This is a genomic window from Rhodococcoides trifolii, from assembly GCF_014635345.1.
GTDB lineage: Bacteria > Actinomycetota > Actinomycetes > Mycobacteriales > Mycobacteriaceae > Rhodococcoides > Rhodococcoides trifolii.
On record NZ_BMCU01000001.1, the window covers coordinates 1,286,603 to 1,306,363 of the forward strand.

21 protein-coding genes are annotated in these 19,761 nt (G+C 64.9%); 5 read left to right on the forward strand and 16 right to left on the reverse strand.

Annotated elements, in window-relative coordinates; all coding sequences use genetic code 11:
* Positions 1-24: 24 nt before the first annotated feature.
* The 6 genes from IEW02_RS06020 to IEW02_RS06045 all read right to left on the reverse strand — a co-directional run bounded on the left by IEW02_RS06020 (position 25) and on the right by IEW02_RS06045 (position 6,025).
* On the reverse strand, positions 25-627 hold the full coding sequence (locus IEW02_RS06020; RefSeq protein ID WP_188543724.1) for a hypothetical protein: 603 nt from the start codon (positions 625-627) through the stop codon (positions 25-27).
* A 209-nt stretch (positions 628-836) separates the two neighbouring features.
* Entirely contained in the window at positions 837-1,535 is a 699-nt protein-coding gene (rpe, locus tag IEW02_RS06025; protein WP_188543725.1) for a ribulose-phosphate 3-epimerase, read from the reverse strand.
* On the reverse strand, positions 1,532-2,008 hold the full coding sequence (locus IEW02_RS06030) for a ribose-5-phosphate isomerase (protein WP_188543726.1): 477 nt from the start codon (positions 2,006-2,008) through the stop codon (positions 1,532-1,534). The genes rpe and IEW02_RS06030 overlap by 4 nt, the downstream gene beginning before the upstream one ends.
* A gap of 1 nt (position 2,009) precedes the next feature.
* Positions 2,010-3,134, reverse strand: a complete 1,125-nt coding sequence (tal, locus tag IEW02_RS06035) for a transaldolase (RefSeq protein ID WP_188543727.1) — start codon at positions 3,132-3,134, stop codon at positions 2,010-2,012.
* A gap of 3 nt (positions 3,135-3,137) precedes the next feature.
* A complete protein-coding gene (tkt, locus tag IEW02_RS06040) occupies positions 3,138-5,225 on the reverse strand; it encodes a transketolase (RefSeq protein WP_188543728.1) in 2,088 nt (695 codons plus the stop codon).
* Between the two features lie 47 nt (positions 5,226-5,272).
* Positions 5,273-6,025: an NAD(P)-binding domain-containing protein gene (locus IEW02_RS06045; RefSeq protein WP_188544047.1), complete on the reverse strand. Its 753-nt coding sequence runs from the start codon at positions 6,023-6,025 to the stop codon at positions 5,273-5,275.
* Positions 6,026-6,189: 164 nt separating this feature from the next.
* Between IEW02_RS06045 and IEW02_RS06050 the strand changes: the two genes are divergently transcribed.
* The gene (locus IEW02_RS06050; protein ID WP_188543729.1) at positions 6,190-6,879 is read left to right on the forward strand and encodes an iron-dependent transcriptional repressor DtxR; all 690 of its coding nucleotides are present in this window, start codon (positions 6,190-6,192) and stop codon (positions 6,877-6,879) included.
* Here IEW02_RS06050 and IEW02_RS06055 read toward each other — a convergent pair.
* Complete coding sequence (locus tag IEW02_RS06055) at positions 6,876-8,105, reverse strand: helix-turn-helix transcriptional regulator (RefSeq protein ID WP_188544049.1); 1,230 nt, start codon at positions 8,103-8,105, stop codon at positions 6,876-6,878. The two genes, IEW02_RS06050 and IEW02_RS06055, sit on opposite strands and share 4 nt — an antisense overlap.
* A gap of 178 nt (positions 8,106-8,283) precedes the next feature.
* On the opposite strand from IEW02_RS06055, the gene hxlB reads away from it, so the two are divergent.
* The 4 genes from hxlB to IEW02_RS06075 all read left to right on the forward strand — a co-directional run bounded on the left by hxlB (position 8,284) and on the right by IEW02_RS06075 (position 11,014).
* Complete coding sequence (gene hxlB, locus IEW02_RS06060) at positions 8,284-8,865, forward strand: 6-phospho-3-hexuloisomerase (protein WP_188543730.1); 582 nt, start codon at positions 8,284-8,286, stop codon at positions 8,863-8,865.
* 45 nt (positions 8,866-8,910) lie between these two features.
* Positions 8,911-9,540: a 3-hexulose-6-phosphate synthase gene (gene hxlA / locus IEW02_RS06065; RefSeq protein WP_188543731.1), complete on the forward strand. Its 630-nt coding sequence runs from the start codon at positions 8,911-8,913 to the stop codon at positions 9,538-9,540.
* Between the two features lie 94 nt (positions 9,541-9,634).
* A complete protein-coding gene (locus IEW02_RS06070; RefSeq protein ID WP_188543732.1) occupies positions 9,635-10,570 on the forward strand; it encodes a carbohydrate kinase family protein in 936 nt (311 codons plus the stop codon).
* Between the two features lie 24 nt (positions 10,571-10,594).
* Positions 10,595-11,014 (forward strand): YkvA family protein, encoded by a 420-nt coding sequence (locus IEW02_RS06075; RefSeq protein WP_188543733.1) that lies wholly within the window; start codon positions 10,595-10,597, stop codon positions 11,012-11,014.
* 205 nt (positions 11,015-11,219) lie between these two features.
* Here the strand turns inward: IEW02_RS06075 and IEW02_RS06080 are convergent, their stop codons facing one another.
* The 9 genes from IEW02_RS06080 to katG form a co-directional block, all read right to left on the reverse strand.
* Positions 11,220-11,759, reverse strand: coding sequence for a manganese efflux pump MntP (locus tag IEW02_RS06080; RefSeq protein ID WP_188543734.1), 540 nt, complete (start codon positions 11,757-11,759; stop codon positions 11,220-11,222).
* On the reverse strand, positions 11,760-12,902 hold the full coding sequence (gene pqqE, locus IEW02_RS06085; protein WP_188543735.1) for a pyrroloquinoline quinone biosynthesis protein PqqE: 1,143 nt from the start codon (positions 12,900-12,902) through the stop codon (positions 11,760-11,762).
* A complete protein-coding gene (pqqD, locus tag IEW02_RS06090) occupies positions 12,895-13,173 on the reverse strand; it encodes a pyrroloquinoline quinone biosynthesis peptide chaperone PqqD (RefSeq protein ID WP_188543736.1) in 279 nt (92 codons plus the stop codon). The genes pqqE and pqqD overlap by 8 nt, the downstream gene beginning before the upstream one ends.
* Positions 13,160-13,855, reverse strand: coding sequence for a pyrroloquinoline-quinone synthase PqqC (gene pqqC / locus IEW02_RS06095; RefSeq protein WP_188543737.1), 696 nt, complete (start codon positions 13,853-13,855; stop codon positions 13,160-13,162). Before pqqC ends, pqqD begins: the two co-directional genes overlap by 14 nt.
* Before the next feature lie 6 nt (positions 13,856-13,861).
* On the reverse strand, positions 13,862-14,755 hold the full coding sequence (gene pqqB, locus IEW02_RS06100; RefSeq protein ID WP_188543738.1) for a pyrroloquinoline quinone biosynthesis protein PqqB: 894 nt from the start codon (positions 14,753-14,755) through the stop codon (positions 13,862-13,864).
* A gap of 68 nt (positions 14,756-14,823) precedes the next feature.
* Positions 14,824-14,940, reverse strand: a complete 117-nt coding sequence (gene pqqA, locus IEW02_RS06105; RefSeq protein WP_188543739.1) for a pyrroloquinoline quinone precursor peptide PqqA — start codon at positions 14,938-14,940, stop codon at positions 14,824-14,826.
* Positions 14,941-15,002: 62 nt separating this feature from the next.
* Positions 15,003-16,706, reverse strand: a complete 1,704-nt coding sequence (locus tag IEW02_RS06110) for a PQQ-dependent dehydrogenase, methanol/ethanol family (RefSeq protein WP_188543740.1) — start codon at positions 16,704-16,706, stop codon at positions 15,003-15,005.
* A gap of 12 nt (positions 16,707-16,718) precedes the next feature.
* Positions 16,719-17,198 carry an MSMEG_3727 family PQQ-associated protein gene (locus IEW02_RS06115; RefSeq protein ID WP_188543741.1) on the reverse strand — a complete coding sequence of 160 codons (480 nt, stop codon included), beginning with the start codon at positions 17,196-17,198 and terminating at the stop codon, positions 16,719-16,721.
* A 311-nt stretch (positions 17,199-17,509) separates the two neighbouring features.
* The gene (gene katG / locus IEW02_RS06120) at positions 17,510-19,735 is read right to left on the reverse strand and encodes a catalase/peroxidase HPI (RefSeq protein WP_188543742.1); all 2,226 of its coding nucleotides are present in this window, start codon (positions 19,733-19,735) and stop codon (positions 17,510-17,512) included.
* Between the last annotated feature and the right edge of the window lie 26 nt (positions 19,736-19,761).

Sequence of the window (19,761 nt, forward strand, 5' to 3'; positions counted from 1 at the left end):
GGGACGCTCGGCAGGACATGCTTCTCAGAAGAGCCGCGCCACCTGAGCGGACAGTTGGAAACCGAAACCGCCGTCGTTCGTACACGTCATACCGTCCTCGCGAGAGACGCAGGTGTACGTGTTCATCGAGATGGACTCGTTGTACTGCAACACTTTCGGTGTTTGTGAATAGAACACGCCCTGATTGAAGCATGCCGGTTCGATGGTCGACTGCTTCATGAAATAGCCCTTGGTGAGCTGGTCGACGGTGAACGTCGGGTTGGTGCAGCTTGCACCGGGAGGCACCGGAGCGTCGGCGGCTTGGCAGCCGGACCCGTATTCGAGGGACGAGATCCTGCACGCGATGTTGCCTGACGGTGAGGTCCAGGAGATGCCGTTCCCGTCGTCGAAGGTGGCCGGGTCGACGGCGGTGATCGGTGCATCGGGCGCAGACGCGGTCTCGGTGACGGTCTCGGTCGCCGGCGCAGCTGAACTGGTCCTGGTCAGGGTGGGGAGAGAGCTCGTCGGGGCCGGTTGACCTGCTGTCGACGTACTTACCGCATCGGGCGGAGTATCGGCCTGCCCGCCGCACGCGGTCAACGTGAGGGCGAGGGCAGCGGTGGCAGTCAGAGCGAGCGTGCGAAACATGGGGCCTCCTACGTCGGCTGTCAGGAGGTATATCCGTCGGCCATGCGGCGTCGTTAGCCGGTCGAACGTAACGATTCGGGGTCGGAGATGGTCGAAAGTTGTACGTCCGGAACGGATTCGCGAAAGCCGACACATCCCACCCCACCACACGAAAATCCGGCGCCGAGCGGTTCGGAGAACGAACCGCTCGACGCCGGATTGTGGTGGTGTCAGGCCGCCAGTCGGCCCTGAGCGCTGGCGACTGCGTTGGAGCGAAGCGTGTCGACCGCTGCCTTCTTGCCGTCCTTGTACGAGTACATCCACGAGCCGGAGATGAAGACGTCGGCTCCGGCGGAGGAGGCTCCCTTGATGGTGGCGTCGGTGATTCCGCCGTCGACCTCGATCTCGATGGGGAATCCGGACTCGTCGATCATCGTGCGCAAGCGCGCGACTTTCGGCTCGACCGACGGGATGTAGGCCTGGCCCCCGAACCCCGGGTTGACGGTCATCGCGAGGATGAGGTCGGTCTCGCTGAGCACGTGCTCGACCGTCTCCACCGGCGTGTGCGGGTTGATCGCGACGCCGCTGCGGGCGCCGAGATCGCGGATGTTCGCGAGGGTGCGGTGCAGGTGGGTGCAGGCCTCGGCGTGCACGATGATCACCTCGCACCCCGCGTCGATGTACCGCTTCACCAGCTTGTCCGGCTCGACGACCATGAGGTGCGCTTCGAATCCGACACTGCTGTGCGGCTTGCACGCCGCAATGATGTCGGGTCCGAGCGTGAGGTTGGGGACGAAGACGCCGTCCATGACGTCCCACTGGATGCGGTCGACGCCGGCCTCGCACAGCTCGCGGACTTCGTCACCGAGACGGGCGAAGTCGGCGGGCAGCACGGAGGGCACGATCAAGGGTTGCTGTGACGTGGTCATTTGCTGACTGTCCTTTCTGGAACGTGTCCCGATCTCGCGAACTCGTTCATGATGTCGATGCGTCGCTGGTGGCGCCCGTCCTTCGTCCACTCCGAAGTGAGGAACGCGTTCACCACCGCGAGGGTCTCGCTGAGGGTGTGCATGCGCGCGCCGACGCCGATCAGCCGAGCGTTGTTGTGCTGGCGTGCCAGCCGCGCGGTGTCGATGTTCCACGCGAGGGCGCACCGCACTCCGTCGACGAGGTTCGCCGCCATCTGCTCGCCGTTGCCGCTTCCGCCGACCACGACACCGAGGCTGCCCTCGTCGGCCAGCACTCGTTGCGCAGTGTCGATACAGAACGCGGGGTAGTCGTCGTCAGGATCGAAACTGTGTGCGCCGCAATCGATCACCTGGTAACCCTTGATCTTCAGATCTTGGGCGATGGCGTTCTTGCGTTCGAAGCCGGCGTGGTCTGCTCCCAGGTACACGCGCATGTCAGTGAGCCGACGTCGCGGTACGAAGCTGCTCCGTGGTGGCGTCCAGGAGCTCGTTCCAGGCGACCTCGAACTTGTCGACGCCTTCCTTCTCGAGGACCGCGAACACGTCGTCGAGATCGATGCCGACGGCGGAGAGCTTGTCGAAGACCTGCTGCGACTCCACGGCGGTGCCGGACACGGTGTCACCCTCGAGCGTGCCGTGATCGGCGAATGCGTCGAGCGTCTTCTCGGGCATCGTGTTCACGGTGTTTCGGGCGACGAGCTGCGTCACGTACAGGGTGTCGGGGTAGTCCGGGTTCTTGACGCCCGTCGAGGCCCACAGTGGACGCTGGGGACGCGCACCGTCGTGGAGCAGCTGCTGATACCGGGGCGCCAGCTCGAAGATCTTCTCGTACGCCGCGTATGCGAGGCGGGCGTTGGCGAGTGCTGCCTTGCCGCGCAGCTCCAAGGCCTCCGGGGTACCGATCTTGTCGAGCCGCGCGTCGATTTCGGTGTCGACGCGGGAGACGAAGAACGACGCCACCGATTCGATCTTCGACAGATCGTGGCCGGCCGCCTTCGCAGCCTCGATCCCGTCGAGGTAGGCATCCATCACCAGTTCGTAGCGTTCCACCGAGAAGATCAACGTCACGTTGACGCTGATGCCCTCACCGATCACCTTGGCGATGGCCGGAATTCCGGCTTCGGTGGCGGGGATCTTGATGAACAAGTTGGGACGGTCGACGATCTTCCACAGTTCGATGCCCTGTGCGACGGTTTTGTCGGCGTCGTGCGCGAGGCGCGGGTCGACCTCGATGGAAACTCGGCCGTCGACGCCGTTGCTCGCCTCGAACTGCGGGGCGAGGACGTCGCACGCGGCGCGCACGTCGTCGGTGGTCACGGTGCGGATGGTGTCCGTTGCGTCGGCCCCACGCTCGGCGAGTTCGCGGACCTGCGCGTCGTAGACGTCGCCCTTGCTGAGAGCGGCCTGGAAGATGGACGGGTTGGTGGTGACACCGACGATGCTCTTGGTCGCGACGAGTTCGGCGAGATTGCCGGATTCGATGCGGTCACGGGAGAGATCGTCGAGCCACACGGACACGCCTGCGGCGGCGAGCTTTTCGAGATTGGCGTTCTGAGTCATGTTCTATCCCTTCGAATTTTCGAGTGAGCGCTTCGCGGCGGCCGTGACGGCCTCGGCCGTGATGCCGAACTCGCGGAAAAGTGTTTCTGCACTGGCGGATGCGCCGAAGTGCTCGAGCGAGACCGCTTCACCGGTGTCGCCCAGCAGGCGGTACCAGGAGATGGCGAGGCCGGCTTCGACCGACACCCTTGCCTTGACCGCGGGCGGGATCACCGAGTCGCGGTAGCTCTTGTCCTGTGCTTCGAACCAGTCGAGGCACGGAATGGACACGACCCGAGTCGGCACACCGTCGGCCTCGAGCGTCTCGCGGGCGGCAACGGCGAGCTGCAGTTCCGAACCCGTGCCGATCAGCACGACCTCCGGGGTGCCCGTCGACGCCTCGGCGAGGACGTATCCGCCGCGTGCGACGCCGTCCTGTGCCTTGTCGGCGGTGCCCTCGAGGATCGGAATGTCCTGACGGGTCAGGGCAAGTGCGACCGGTCCCGTGGTGTGCTCGATCGCGGCGCGCCATGCCTGCGAGGTCTCGTTCGCGTCACCCGGTCGGATGACGGCGACGTTGGGAATGTTGCGCAGCGAGGCGATGTGCTCGATCGGCTGGTGGGTGGGGCCGTCCTCGCCGAGACCGATCGAGTCGTGGGTCCACACGTAGATGGCGGGGGTGTTCATGATGGCCGCGAGCCGCACCGCCGGGCGCATGTAGTCGCTGAACACGAGGAAGGTGCCGCCGTAGGGACGGGTGGGTCCGTGCAGCGCGATGCCGTTCAGGATCGACCCCATCGCGTGCTCACGGATGCCGAAGTGCAGGTTCCGTCCGTACGGGTTGGCGCTCCAGTCCTTGGTGGAGATGGTCGCCGGTCCGAAGGAATCAGCTCCGTCGATGACCGTGTTGTTGCTGCCCGCGAGATCGGCGGAGCCGCCCCACAATTCGGGCAGCGTCGCTGCGATCGCGTTGAGTGCGGCTCCCGACGCCTTACGAGTGGCGACGGCTTTCGACCCGACCTCGTAGGTGGGGAGACCGTCGGCCCAGCCGCTGGGAAGCGTGTGGCTCTGCAGGCGCTCGAAGAGTGCGAAGCCTTCCGGTGCGCGGGTGGCCCAGGCGTCCATCTCGCCCTGCCACTCGGACCGGCTGGTGATGCCGCGGTCGCCGATCTGCCGCGCGTGTGCCAGCACGTCGGGGTCGACGTCGAAGCTCTTCTCGGGGTCGAAGCCGAGAGCCTTTTTCACACCCGCGACCTCGTCCGCTCCCAGGGCGGCACCGTGCACGCCGCCGGTGTTCATCTTGGTCGGCGCGGGGTAGCCGATGACGGTGCGAAGCACGATGATCGAGGGCCGGTCGAGTTCTGCTTTCGCGGCCTCGGCGGCGGACAGGATGGCGTCGATGCTCTCGCCGTCCTCGACGACCTGAACGTGCCACCCGTACGCGGCGTAGCGGGCCGACACGTCTTCGCTCAGGGCGATAGCGGTGTCGTCTTCGATGGAGATCTTGTTGTCGTCGTAGAAGACGATCAGGTTGCCCAACTGCTGCAGGCCGGCGATCGAGGATGCCTCGGAGGTGACGCCTTCTTCGATGTCGCCGTCCGAGGCGATCACGTAGATGTGGTGGTCGAACGGGCTCTGGCCGGGTGCGGGCTCGGGGTCGAACAGTCCTCGCTCGCGGCGGGCGGCCATTGCCATGCCGACGGCGGACGAGAGGCCTTGGCCCAGCGGTCCGGTGGTCATCTCGACGCCGCGGGTGTGCCCCACCTCGGGGTGTCCCGGGGTCAGAGAGCCCCACTGGCGCAACGACTTCAGGTCGTCGAGCTCGAGTCCGTACCCGGAGAGGTACAGCTGGATGTAGAGCGTGAGGGACGAATGTCCGCACGAGAGAACGAAACGGTCGCGGCCGACCCAGTCGGGATCGGACGGGTCGTGGCGCATGATCCGCTGAAAGAGGCTGTACGCCAGGGGCGCCAGGCTCATCGCGGTTCCGGGATGGCCGTTACCCGCCTTCTCCACGGCGTCCGCGGCGAGCACGCGTGCGGTGTCGACTGCCTTGGTGTCCAGTTCGGACCACGCCGCTGCGGAGTCCGTTCGAGTTGCGCTCAGAGTCATGATGAGTTGTCGCTTTCTGATTGTAGAGATGGAAAGAAGAGAAGTTCTCAGACCGTCGCGACTCGTTGTGCGAGTCGAGTTCGGTTCTGATCAGGCCGATTCCGTAGGTCGGAGACCGCCTTCATGGCTTGCGAGTGACTGAGGCGGGATGCGAATCGCGCGAACAGTGCTGCCGAGATGACCGGTGCCGACACACCGTGTGTGATGGCCTCGTCCACGCTCCACATGCCTTCACCCGGGTGCTCGACGTAGCCCGACGTCGTGACGGGGTCGAGGTTCCCGGACAGGGCGTGCACCAGCAGGTCGAGCAACCACGACTGTGCCGCAGTATCTTTGGACCAGGCGCGCATCACGGCGGGGATGTCCATGATCAGGTCGTCGGCCGGCAGGGTCCGGTTCTGCTGGAGGTAGGTCGGTATGGACCCGCACTCGACGGCGCCGTCTCCTGCCATCAGTGCGTAGCCGACGTGTCGTTCCCACACTCGATCCGAGAAGCCACACTCCAGAAGGCGAATACCGCCCCGCGCCAGAACATCTGCGCCCTCGGTACCCGCGGAATTGCCGCCGTCGACGACGAGGTCTCCGGGCGACAGGAGGCGGGACAGGTCGTCGATCACCCGACGGGTCGATGGGCCGGCGGGCATCAGTACCCACACTGCTCGCGGGCTGGGCAACGCCTCGACCAGTGTGGCGAGGGAATCGGCTGCATACGGGTACCCCAACGTCTCGAGTCCGCGTTCGCGGAGCCGACTGCGGGTGCTACGGGCCATTTTTCCCGGGTACACCAGTCCTAGTTCGATAGTCACGTTGCCCGCCTTCGTCTTTGGAGTCGGACGCTTTCGTAGAGTGCGTCGGGTTCCATTTCTACGGCGGTTCGGGAACACCCACACCTGACCGGACGGCGAGCAGGTACTGGCCGCCCGGACTGGTGCGCCCGTGAATGTGATCCACGACACTGATGCGTGTGAAGGACCTGGTCGACACGACTGAGATGTACTTGCGGACGATCTACGACCTGGAGGAAGAGGGCCTGGTCCCGCTCCGTGTACGTATTGCCGAACGGCTCGATCAGAGCGGACCGACGGTGAGTCAGACAGTCGGGCGGATGGAGCGCGACGGGCTCGTCCAGGTGGCCGGCGACCGCCACCTCGAGCTCACGGAGAAGGGCCGCGCGCTGGCCGTGTCGGTGATGCGCAAACACCGCCTGGCCGAACGGCTTCTGGTCGACGTGATCGGCCTCGACTGGGGCGAGGTACATGCGGAGGCATGCCGGTGGGAGCACGTCATGAGTGAGGAAGTCGAGCTGCGGCTGGTGCAGATACTCGACAACCCGACCACGTCGCCGTACGGGAACCCCATTCCCGGACTCGCTCTACTCGGGATCAACCGCCCGGTGGAGCCACCGGAGACGCTGGTGAGGCTCACCGACCTGCCACTCGGGGAGGCGGTACCGGTTGTCGTGCGCCGCCTTGCAGAACACCTGCAGTCCTTTCCGGAGATCATCGGAGAACTGCGCGATGCGGGCGTCGTACCCGACGCCCACGTGATCGCCCTCCGGACGGTCTACTCGGTTGTCGTCACGGTGCCCGGCCACAGCAGTTTCGATATTCCCGAGGAGTTGGCGCACACCGTTCAGGTGCGCACGGCCCACTAGGTCGCTGCGTCGCCGGAGACGATTCCGGCGCGGATTCCGATTGCCGCTGCTTCGCCGCGGTTGGCTACTCCGAGCTTCTTCAGTACGCCGGCAACGTGAAACTTGATGGTGCTCTGGCTGATTCCGAGCTCCTCGGCGATCGCTAGGTTGCGCTTGCCGACCGCGAGGTGCCCGAGCACTTCGAGTTCGCGGGGGTTGAGGGTGTTCAGAAGATGCTCGTCGGGTCGAGCTGCGGGTGGATCCAGAGGGATGATCAGCTCCACCCGGCTTCCCCATCCCGGAATCGATTCGACCTCGATGTCGCCGCGCAAGGTCTGGAGTCGACCGGACAGTTGGCGCATCAGGGCGTTCCTGTCCACCGTGCCCGGACCTGCGTCTCGGATCTCGATCAGCACGTTGTCGCCCCCGCAGTCCCATGCGACTCTCAGTCGCGTCAGTTCTGTCTGCGCGTCGAACGCCAGCACGATGGCGCGGACCATTGCCCGCGCCGCGTGCGCAACCTCGCCGGGCAGCGGGCGACCGTCTGCTGGGGGGTCGACGAAATCGACCACGACGTCCCGGTGTCTGAGCAACGGCCGCAGCTGGCCTTGCAGCTTGGCGAAGGCGGTCGTCACCGCTTCCTCGGAATGAACGCGATCCTCGGCGCCGGCCGAACGCAGGGTGATCAGTGCGTTCGACGCGGTCTCGCTGGCGGTGATGCGTGCGCGGCGATCGTCGAGATCGTTGGACCGCAGAGTCTGCAGCATGGAGGACAGGGTTGCCTCGTGTACCTCCGTCAATTCGGCGATGGTGCGGGCGCGCTCGCTCGACGCCGCGCGTGACTCGGCCAGATAGTCGGGGCTTGCCTGGGCAACCTGGTGCTGGATCGCGGTGGCCACGATTCCGAACACGGCGGCCAGGTCGGCCAGGTCGGGATCGCTCGACGACGCGCGCGGAACGACCACGAGCAAGGTGTCGTCGGGGTCGCGTACGGCCCAGATCCGGCGCTGCGAACCGGCGAGTAACAAGACGTCGTCGCGCGCACCGCCGGGGGTGATCGAGCGCTTGATCTCGTCGAGTTCGTCGATGGTCACCCGGTCGACGATGTCGCGGTTGCCGGCCACTTTCCTTGGCCGGCCGGTGCATTCGCGAGTGAAGATGACCAGGGCGTCGTGCGACTTGGGCCCCAGGAATCGGGAGAGGCGCGCTGCGATGTCGGGAAGTGGACCCCGCATGACTTTGCGCATCTCCACCCAGTCGACCTTGACACGAGACGGTGTTTCGACGCTGACCATCCGTTCATGTTATCCACATCACACCACTAGCCAAGCGGTTAGCTCGGACCCGCCGTGCGACGGGGTGTGTACCCGGTCGGGATTCAGCACTCTTGAGGTCAGACCAGAACCGATCTCAACGAGGAGGATCATGACAACCACGGTCGAGAAAACAGACTCCGGATTCAGCGACAGCCGTAAGACCGTCCTGGACGAGACCGGCAATCTTCTCAATTCCGTCGACGCAGACCAGTGGAACCGCGCAGGCGCAGTCGTCCTCGGTGCACGGTCGGTGTTCGTGATCGGCAACGGGCGCAGTGGCCTCGCCATTCAGATGGCGGCGATGCGACTGATGCATCTCGGCCTCCCCACGCACGTCGCCGGTGAAGTCACCGCCCCCGCCATCGACTCGGGCGATGTTCTGATCGCCGTGTCGGGATCGGGCACCACCGCTTCGGTGGTCGGTGCAGCCGAGACCGCGAAGAAGGTCGGTGCTTCGGTCATCGCGGTCACCACGAACTGGGAGTCCAAGCTCGCCCAGCTCGGCGACGCCGTCCTCATCCTTCCTGCGGCAGACAAGCAGGATCACAGCGGTTCCGTCACCAAGCAGTACGCAGGCAGCCTGTTCGAACAGTCGGTGCTGCTTGCCTTCGACGCATTGTTCGAGGCGCTCCGGAGCAACAGCGACCAGACGCCCGAAGAACTGTGGAAGCGCCACGCCAATATTGGCTGACCCGACCGAAATACCAACACAACCAACACAATTAGGAGAAATTCAATGACGAAGCTTCAGGTTGCAGTAGACCTTCTCACCACCGCAGACGCGCTCGCGTTGCTGCACAAAGTTGCACCGCACGTCGACATCATCGAGCTCGGTACCCCGTTGATCAAGAGTGCCGGCCTCAGCGCCATCAGCGCCATCAAGGCGGCGCACCCGGACAAGGAGGTCTTCGCCGACCTCAAGACCGCCGACGCCGGATTCCTCGAGGCGGACATCGCCTTCTCCGCCGGAGCCGACCTGGTCACCGTTCTCGGTGTTGCCGGTGACGCCACCATCAAGGGTGCCGTCGAAGCAGGCGTGAAGCACGGCAAGAAGGTTGTCTGCGACCTGATCGGCGTCGAGAACCGTGTCGAGCGGGCCCGCGAGGTGTCCAAGCTCGGTGTCGCGTTCGTCGAGATCCACGCCGGACTCGACGAGCAGGCACAGCCCGGCTACTCGATCCAGGCACTTCTCGACGACGGCCGCGAAGCCGGTGTTCCGTTCTCGGTCGCCGGTGGCGTGAAGGTCGACACCATCAAGGCAGTCCAGGAAGCCGGCGCCGATGTCGCCGTCGCCGGTGGCGCAATCTACAGCGCCGAGGATCCGGGCGCAGCTGCGAAGGCGCTCAAGGACGCACTGGCCGCGTAAGGCCGTACTCCACGAGGGTCCCCGAACGCACCAGTGTTCGGGGACCTTCGTCGTAACACCCCCACAGATCGACTCAGCAGAGAGGCCTCCCCCCATGCCCGCTACACCAAGCACCCGTCACGACGTCGCCGTTCTCGGGGAGGCCCTCGTCGACATCCTCGTCACCGCCGACGGCACGCGCCGCGAACGCGTCGGCGGTCGGCCCACCACCGTTGCGCGCGGCCTCGGCCGCCTCGGTACGGCGACCACCCTGATCACCATGTTCGGAGACGACCCGCACGGGCGCGCCATCGATCACGAACTCGCCCGCTGCGGCGTTCGTGTCGTTCAGGCCGGCGACCGTACTGTCGGTACGTCCACGACCATGACACGCGTCGAGCGGCCCGGTGAGGAGATCGTCGACCTGCGTTGGCAGCCCACGGGTTTCGACGTGCCGACCGTCGACCACCTGCACGTCGGCTCGCTCGCCGTCGTGCGGGGGTCGGGAGCCGAGGACGTGGCACGACTGGTCGCGTCTCGGGACGCCGACACGACCGCCAGCTACGACGTCGGTGTTCGCCGCGCGGCCATGGGTCCCTGGCAGACGATGACCGATCGCGTCGACGACATGATCTCCCACAGCAACATCGTCAAGCTGAGCGATGCGGACCTGGCGTGGTTACGGCCCACCGACGGCCACGGTGACGCCGTGCGCTGGTTGATGTCGCGCGGGCCCGAGATCCTCGTTCTCACCCACGGCGGCTCTGGGGCAACGGGATTCACTCGTCACGGGTCGGTGCGCATGCAGAGCAAGCGTCTGCCGGGTGCGGACGTGGTCGACTGGGAAGATGCGTTCATGGCGGGGTTGCTGCACACGATGACCGAACGCGAACTCCTCGGTCGTCGAAGCGACCCGCAGCGGCGCCTCCGGTCGATCGCGCTGAACGATCTCGAAACGATTCTCTTCGACGCAAATCGTTGTGCGGCACGGGCGATCGCGTCGGTCGGCGTAGAGTTCACCGACAGCGAAGTTCTCGCCATCACGGGCTGACACCGACGAAAGGTGGGCCAGGTCATGTCTCACCTGTTCGACGTTCTCTGGCCGGTACTTCTCGGTGTCGCCGCCGGGCTGCTGCTCCTGTGGGGTTCGCTGCTGATCGTGTTGTGGCGGACCAAGACCGACCAGGCTCACCTACGCGACGCCTTGCGGTTGTTGCCCGACGTGGTTCGCCTGCTCAGACGATTGGCTGCGGACCCGAACCGCCGCCGCGGAGTGCGTCTTCGACTCGTTCTGTTGCTGATGTATCTGGCCATGCCCATCGATATCGTCCCCGACTTCATTCCGGTGCTCGGGTACGCCGACGACGCGATCGTCGTCGCGCTCGTCCTACGGTCGGTGGCACGCAGATCGGGGTCGCGGGCCATCGACGAGCATTGGCCGGGCACGGTCGAGGGACTCGATACGATACGCCGATTCGCCGGGCTACCGAGGTAGCCCGGCGAACCGGTGTGTGCTGTTGTTCAGATGTGTATGTTGCAGGCGCAGTACATGTTCCGGCATGTGAAGCAGGCCGGCATTCCGCTGCACCGGGCACACGAGCAGGTGACCGGCTCCGTGTGTCGAGCAGTGGTGGCCGGGGTGTACGGCTCCCCGCACTGAAAGCACGGGGGCCGCTGCTCCGTCACGGCGTCGGGGGCCGTCATCCGGTTGCGACCATCACGCCCGCCAGGACGAGGATCACCACGCCGCCGAACAGGTCGGTGCGGATCGGAACCTTGGCGGCCGCAAAGCGGCCGATCGTCAAGCCCGCCAGGGACATGGCGAAGGTGATGACTCCGGCCACCACGCCCACCAGCACGGCAGAGTAGCCGAGCGCGCCGAGAGCTGCTCCGCCGAACAGGTTGTCCAAGCTCAATGGAATGGGCAGGCCCAGGATCACCCAGGGGTTGTCGAGGTCGCCTGCTTTCTCCGTCCGAATGGAGTGCACGATCAGGTAGACGGCGTAGGCCGCGAGCAGACCTGCCGCAACGAGCTCGGCAGTCTCACCCAGTTCGTCTCCGACGAATCCGCCGACCCACACGCCGATCATGGGCGCCACGGCGTCGAAAACTGCGAACACGGTTGCGCACTGGAAGATTCGAGTCCACGGGGGCTTGGTCGTACCCAAGCCTATGGAGGACTGAAAGTTGTCCAGGCTCAGGACGAATGCGACAGCGACCAGTGACAGAAAAGCAGCCATTTACTTGACCTCTAGTGTGAGTGGGGACCGAATCCGGCTTGGATTCGGCCGTGGAATCATCGGTGCGTTGTGGGGCCGCGTCGGATCGTTGGCTGCGGTGACCGCGGCCTCGACCAGTCCGTGGTCCGGAGAGAGATGGCAGACCGGGTCGGTCCGCGCTGCGTCACCGGTGAGTGCCAGTGCCTGGCAACGACATCCACCGAAGTCTATCTCGCGGCGGTCGCAGCTGCGGCACGGGTCCGGCATCCAGTCCTGGCCCCGGAACTGCTGGAACAGTGGCGACGACTCCCAGATCCAGCCCAGCGAGTTCTCCCGCACGTTGGCGTGGGGAATGCCGACCGAATCCGCGACGTCGTGTGCCGTAGGGCAGGGGAGTGCGTCCCCGTTGGGGATCACGGTGAACTGGCGACGAGCCCAGCCGTCCATGCAGGGCTTGGGAAACTTGCTGTAATAATCGGGGATCACGTAAATGATCTCCATGCGGTCCCCGAACTTCGCCTGTGCGTCGCGCACGGCAATCTCGGCGCGGTCCAGTTGGTCTCGTGTCGGCAGCAACTCGGTCCGGTTCTTTCCGGCCCATCCGTAGTACTGCGTGTTCGCCAGTTCGATGCGGTTGGCGTCCATCGCGGCCGCCATCTCGAGGATCTTGTCCATCCGGTCGATGTTCTGCGCGTGCAGCACGACGTTCAGGGTCAGTGGCCAGCCCATCTTCTTCACCAGGTCTACCGCCACGTGCTTGCGCTCGAACGACGTGGTGCCGGCAATCCGGTCGGACAGCGCCTGCTCGTCTGCCTGGATGCTGACCTGGATGTGGTCGAGGCCCGCATCGCGCAGTTCTTCGGCGCGGCGGGGTGAGAACCCGAGGCCGCTGGTGATCAGGTTGGTGTAGAGGCCCAGATTGCTTGCGTGCTGGACCAATTCGACGATGTCACGCCGTTGCAGTGGTTCGCCGCCCGAGAAGTGGAGTTGGAGCACACCCAATTCGGCAGCCTCGGTGATGACCCGTTGCCACTCCTCGGTCGTCAACTCGTTGCGGAAGTTGTCCATCTCGACCGGGTTGGAGCAGTAGGGGCAGTGCAGCGGGCAGGCGTAGGTCAGCTCTGCAAGAAGTGCGAAAGGCTTGTCCGGGACATGTTCAACCATGGTGAACCTCCATGCAGCGTTTGGGAATGAGATCGGCGAGGAAGCGGTGGACGTCGTCGTCGGCAACCTGCTCGTAGCGGTTCGACAATTCGCGCTGAATCTCTGCGACGGTTCGGTGTCCGTCACACAGTTCCACGATTGCCGCACCGGTGCCGTTGAGGACCCACACGGTCTCCGGCGAGAGCAGCACGTGCTGCTCCCGCGCGGCGTCGTACTTCAGCCGGACGTGCGGTGCAAGACGCGGACGATCGACGTCGTCAGCGATGTCCATACGCCAGATCGATCGCGTCCAGCATGCTCCACAGCACGTCGCACTTGAAGGACAGCGCCGACATGGCCGCATCCTGTGTTTCTTTGGTGGTGCAGTACTTTCGCACGATCTCGAGACCGTGATCGGAATCGCGGGGCGCCTGCACGATGCGCGTGCGGAAGTACGTGAGTTCTTTCGGGTCGATCCATGTGTAGTGGCGCTCGAAGGCGGCCAGCCGGTCCGTCATCAGATCGGGTGCGAACAGTTCGGTCAACGACGACGCCACCGACTCGACCCACGGCTTGGTCCGAGTGAAGTTGACGTACGCGTCCACGGCAAAACGCACGCCCGGCAACAGATGCCGCGCGTCCTCGACTTCGTCCCTGCTCAGATCGACTGCTTCGGCGAGGCGTAGCCACGCTTCGATTCCGCCGGTGCCTTCGGTGGTGCCGTCGTGGTCGACGATGCGCTGAACCCAGCGGCGACGGACTTCGCGGTCCGGGCAGGCGCTGAGGATGGCGCCGTCCTTCTTGGGAATGTTCAGCTGGTAGTAGAAACGATTGGCAACCCAGCCCCGAATCTCCTCGCGCGTCGACTCACCGTTGTTCATCCGAAGATGGAAGGGATGCTGGTGGTGATACCCCTTGACGTGGGTGCGGAGGGCTTCCTCGAGTTCGTCTGGCGAAAGTGCTGCCGTGGTCATCGTTCCTCAGATCTCTAGTTCGAGACCGTCCACGGCGACTTCCATGCCGTGTCGGTCGAGGTGCGCCCGCTCGGGTGAATCGTCGAGCAGGATCGGGTTCGAGTTGTTGATATGGATATAGACCTTACGGTCGATCGGGAGCTGCGAGAGCGTTTCAAGACTTCCGCCGGGCCCGGTGATCGGAACGTGCCCCATGCTGCGCGACGTCTTCGACGCCAGACCCAGGCTGGGCATTTCGTCGTCGTGCCAACAGGTTCCGTCGATCAGCAGGGCGGATGTTCCCGCGAGCTGCTCGACGATCTCGGAAGTCAGCGTCTGCACGCACGGTAGGTAGACCAGGCTGCGGCCGCTACGGGTGTCGGTGAGGCGGTATCCCACGACTCGACCGTACGCCGCAGCACCCGGGAATCGCATCGACTTCTCCGTCGGAACGTCGAATGCGCTGTACGACAATCCGTCACCGAGGCTCACCTCGGCACCGGGCACGACTTCTTGCCATTTCACCGGGCAGTACGCCTCGAGGGTACGGAGCACCGAGGTGCCGGTCGTCAGCGTCTCGTGTACCGAATCCGTTGCGTGCACTTCGATTCCGCGACCTTCGCGCATCAGCAGCAGTCCGATGGTGTGGTCGAGTTCGGCGTCGGTGAGCAGAACGGCTTCGAGTCGCGACACTCGTCCTTCGTCGGGGTGCAGGTCTGGGAACGACTCGATCTGGGACTGGATGTCCGGTGAGGCGTTGAGGAGGAACCATCGCTCGCGGTCGGCGCTCACCGCAATCGACGACTGGCTACGAGCGATGCTCGGCCGCGATCCGGACCGCACCGCGCGGCAGGACGGGCACGTGCAATTCCACTGCGGAAAACCGCCGCCCGCCGCAGATCCCAACACTCGTACCCACACAGCTGAACCTTCCCTTGAAACCCCGAAGGGGCGCTGGGCCTTTCGGCCCAGCGCCCGTCAAGCACGAGTTACTTCGCTCCACCCATGACGGCCACGTATGCCGTCACCTCGGCGGAAACTCGGATCTCGGTGACCGAGGGGGACGTCCACTTGGTCAGAACCTTGTCAGTGGTGTTGCGTTCCATCGTGTTTCTCTCTTTCTGTGTTTTTTCTTCGAACAACCTGCGTGGTGCAGGCTGCGTTGCGATCAGCTGCTCTGCAGGAACGAATCCGGTAGAGCAAAGGCAATCAACGCACTGCCGTGGCCTGCGCCGAGCAGTCCGGGGATGATGCCTTCCAGCCAACCGCCCCAGCCGACCGGTACGACGACGAACTGCTTGCCGTCGACGCTGTAGGTCGAGCAGCTGCTGTGATGGCCACTGCCACACTGGAACTGCCACAACTTCTCGCCGGTCTGGGCGTGGAGGGCGACGAACTCGCCGGTCGGCGTACCCGCGAACACGAGGTCACCTGCGGTGGCGAGCACCGACGCGGCCATCGGGTAGTCGAGGCGCCAGCGCCACTTCTCTTCGCCGTGGCTGTCGAACGCGCTGACCGATCCGGCCATGTCGTCGATGTCGACCTGAACGCCGGCGCTCCAGTAGGGCATGCCCTCCTTGAACTCGCGGCGACGACGGGTCGCGGTAGCGCCCACGTCGGCGACCGGGACGTAGAACAGATCTTCCTTCGGGCTGTACGCGGCGTGCGTCCATTCCTTGGCGCCGGCGGGGCCGGGGTAGAAGTGGACGGGCTCGCCTTCCTTGTCCGGGTACTTACGAGGAGTGACCTTGCCGTCGCGGGTGATGACGCCCCAGTCGATGCGGTCGACGAAGGGGGTGACGTGCTGCAGTTCACCGTTGGTGCGATCCAACACGAACATGTAGCCGTTCTTGTCGAAGTGCGCCAGCAGCTTCTTGCCGTCACGCTCGAAGAGCGTCATCTCCATCGTGGAGTCGTAGTCCCACAGATCGTGCGGCGTGAACTGGTAGTGCCACTTGATCTGGCCTGTGTCGACGTCCAGCGCAACGACGCTGTCGGTGTAGAGGTTGTCGCCCTCACGAACGCCACCGTCGAAGTCGGGCGCGGGGTTGCCGGTACCGGCGTAGTACAGGTTGGTCTCGGGATCGTATGTTCCGGTGACCCAGTGGTTTCCGCCGCCACGCTGCCATGCCTCGCCGTCGTCGGGCCATGTCTCCGAGCCGGGCTCGCCGGGCTTGGGAACGGTGTAGGTGCGCCACATCTGCTCGCCGGTCTCGAGATCCCAGCAGTCGATGTGTCCACGAACGCCGAACTCGCCGCCCGCGCTACCCGTGATCAGGGTGTTCTTGATGACGAGCGGTGCGAGAGAAGCACTTTCACCCGCGCGCACATCGCCGATGGTCTTCGTCCAGACCACGGAGCCGTTGGTGGCGTCGAGCGCCAGCAGCTGGGCGTTCGGGGTCACGAAGTAGACCTTGCCGTTGGCAATCGCGCAGCCGCGGTTGACGTTGCCGCAGCACAGCGATACATCGAACGGCACTGCGTGCTTGTAGGTCCAGAGCTGCTCACCCGTCTTCGCGTCCAGGGCCCAGAACCACCCGTCCCAACCGGTGACGAACATGATGCCGTCGACGATCAAGGGGCAGTTCTCGAAGGCGTACGTCGACGCGCCGGCGATGGTGCCGGCCGTACCTGCCTGGAAGATCCAGGCGGGTCCGATGTTCGCGACGTTCTCGGCGTTGATCTGGTCCAGCAGGCTGTACCGCTGGCCGTCGTAGGCGCCGTAGTACGTGAGCCAGTTCTGCGACTCGTTGCGGGCGTCGATGAGACGCTCCGAGTTGACGTTGTCCGTCACGGCGGGTGCGACACCGGGACGGGCGCTCAACGCTCCGTGGCTGATCGCTTCGCCGGCTTCGAGATATTCGACAGTCATATCTATTCCTTCTTAAGGCCGCGGCTGGTCGGGTCGATCGAGACGGGCTTCGGGCGGGACGTCGCCGAGGACGACGATGGCGGCGGTGAGGCCACGGCCTTCGTCGTTGCCGCCGGGCGAGCTGTACCAGTAGTAGCCGGGCCCATCGAGGTTGAGGGTGGCCGTACCGCGTGAGTGATTCATCAGCCACAGGAACTTGCTGTCCCCGTTGCTGGGAAAGAGAGCGGAGTGCGTGTTCGTGTCGTCGTTGACGACCGTCAGCTTGATCTCTCCGCCGTGGGGAAGGACCAGGATCGCAGGGTCCCACGCGCACGTGTCTTCGACGATCGTGACCGTCGCTTCCATCGTGCCGTCGGGCAGCTCTTTCGCCTTGGCGATGTTGCCGGTTCCGACGACTCGACCCATGGTCGCCCGGTTCTGAGCGTCCAGGCCGAGTTCCTGTAGCAGGTCTACGCGGTCCTGGGGCAGATCGTCTTCGATCACTGTGGTCATGGGCTTGCCTCCTCTGTTCTCGTTCGATTGATCCGGTTGATGCTGTGCCACATCTCGTGACGTACTACCGCACTCGTTCGATCTGTTCGATTGTGCGAGCGCCTGTTTCGAGCTTTGCGGACACCACGAACGTTACGAACAAACGACATCCCCGTAAAGCGGGGACCGCTGGACCGTCACGCTCTCCCGTTCGCACCCCGAGAGGCACCGTTCGTGGTGACGGGTGTCACAACGGGGTGCAGCACTGGTCCGCCTCGGAACACACGAAAGCCCTCCCCGCAGCTGCGGGGAGGGCTCACGGTCGTGCGTTGTCAGCGGCCGAACATGTCCAGATTCATGACCTTGTCCCACACGCGGACGAAGTCCGCTGCGAACGTCTCACGAGCGTCGTTCGATGCATATCGTTCTGCGAGACAACGCAATTGGGACGCCGACTCGAACACCATGTCGATACGGGTTCCGGTCCACGAGAGCTCACCGGTAACGCAGTGACGGCCCTCGTACACCGCCGCGTCCGTGGTGCTCGCACCCCAGACCATGTCGGGGTCGGTCAGGTTGACGAAGAAGTCGTTCGTCAACGTCCCCGGCCGTTCGGTGAACACCCCCAGGGGGGAGTGACCGTAATTGGCACCGAGCACCCGTAGGCCACCGAGCAGCACCGTCATTTCGGGTGCAGTCAGGGTCAACTGGTTGGCGCGCTCGAGAAGCAAGGCTTCGGGCGCCCAGCGGTTGCCCTTTCCCTCGTAGTTTCGGAACGCGTCCGACTTCGGTTCGAGTGCCGCGAACCACTCCTCGTCGGTCCATTCCTGAGTCGCATCGGTACGGCCCTGCCGGAAGGGGACTTCGATCTCGTAACCGGCGTCGGCCGAGGCCTTTTCGACCGCGACGCAGCCGCCGAGAACGATCACGTCGGCCAGCGAGACCTCGGTGTCGTCGCCTCGGGACTCGTTGAACGTCTCCCGGATCTGCTCGAGTGTGTTCAGCACGGAAGAGAGCGCCTCGGGCTGATTCACATCCCAGTTCCGCTGCGGTTCGAGACGGATGCGTGCGCCGTTCGCGCCTCCACGCTTGTCGCTGTCGCGGTAGGTCGAAGCCGACGCCCATGCCGTGAACACGAGATCGGAGACGCTGAGGCCGGACTCGAGAATCAGGTCCTTCAGTGCGGCCATGCCTGCGGCACAGATGGTGTCGTGTCGAGCGGGAGGCACCGGGTCCTGCCAGATCAGCCGCTCGGCGGGGACGAGAGAGCCCAGGTACCGCTCGGCCGGGCCCATGTCGAGGTGCGTCAGCTTGAACCACGATCGAGCGAACGCGTCGGCCAGCTGGTCCGGATGCTCGAGGAATCGCAACGCGATCTCTCGGTAGGCCGGATCCTCCTGCAGCGCAAGGTCTGTGGTGAGCATCGTCGGGACATGTGTCTTGGACGGGTCGTGGGCGTCGGGCACGGTGCCCTTGCCCTCACCGCCACGCGGAATCCATTGCCACATACCGCACGGGCTGAGCGCGACGTCCCATTCGTAGGCGAACATCGTCTCGAGGAAGCTGTTGTCCCACTTGGTCGGTGTGGGGGTCCAGGTCCCGTCGAGCCCACTGCTGATGGTGTCTTCGGCCTTGCCGGTGCCGTAGCTGCTCGCCCAGCCGATGCCCTGCGCTTCGAGCGGTGCATCCTCCGGTTCCGGCCCGTGGTGAGCACCCGGTTCTGCTGCCCCGTGGGTCTTGCCGAACGTGTGTCCGCCGGCGATGAGAGCGACGGTTTCTTCGTCGTTCATCCCCATCCGGGCGAACGTCTGACGGATGTCGCGAGCGGAGGCCCGCGGGTCGGGTGTCGTCGACGGTCCTTGCGGGTCCACGTAGATCAGTCCCATGACCGACGCCGCGAGAGGCTCGTCCAGATCGCGTACGCCGCAATGGCGTTCGTCGGCGAGCCAGGTGTGCTCGGGACCCCAGTAGATCTCGTCGGCAACCCACACGTCTTCACGGCCGCCCGCGAAGCCGAACGTCTCGAGCCCCATCGACTCCAGCGCGCGGGTGCCCGCGAACACCATGAGATCAGCCCAGGAGAGCGCGGCGCCGTACTTCTGCTTGACGGGCCACAGAAGCCTGCGTGCCTTGTCGAGGTTGACGTTGTCGGGCCAGCTGTTCAACGGCGCGAACCGTTGCATGCCTGCGCTGGCGCCGCCGCGGCCGTCGCCCATCCGGTAGGTGCCTGCCGCATGCCAGGCCATGCGGAGGAGCAGCGGCCCGTAGTGGCCGTGGTCGGCGGGCCAGAATTCCTGTGAGCGCGTGAGCATTTCGTCCACGTCGCGTCCGAGTTCGTCCAGATCCACGGACTGGAACGCAGTCGCGTAGTCGAAGTCCTCACCCATCGGGTTGGCGTTGTCGCTCGGGCGAGCGAGGTACTTCAGGTCGAGTTTCGTCGGAAGGCACCCGTGCTGATCTCCACGGATGGCTTTCTTACCGCGATGCGCAATCGTTTTGCGCGCACCCAAGGTCTGCCCGTAGTTGCGGGCTACGTAGGTATCTGGACTCGCCGGCATGCGATCACCTTCTTCTTCGCGCGGGG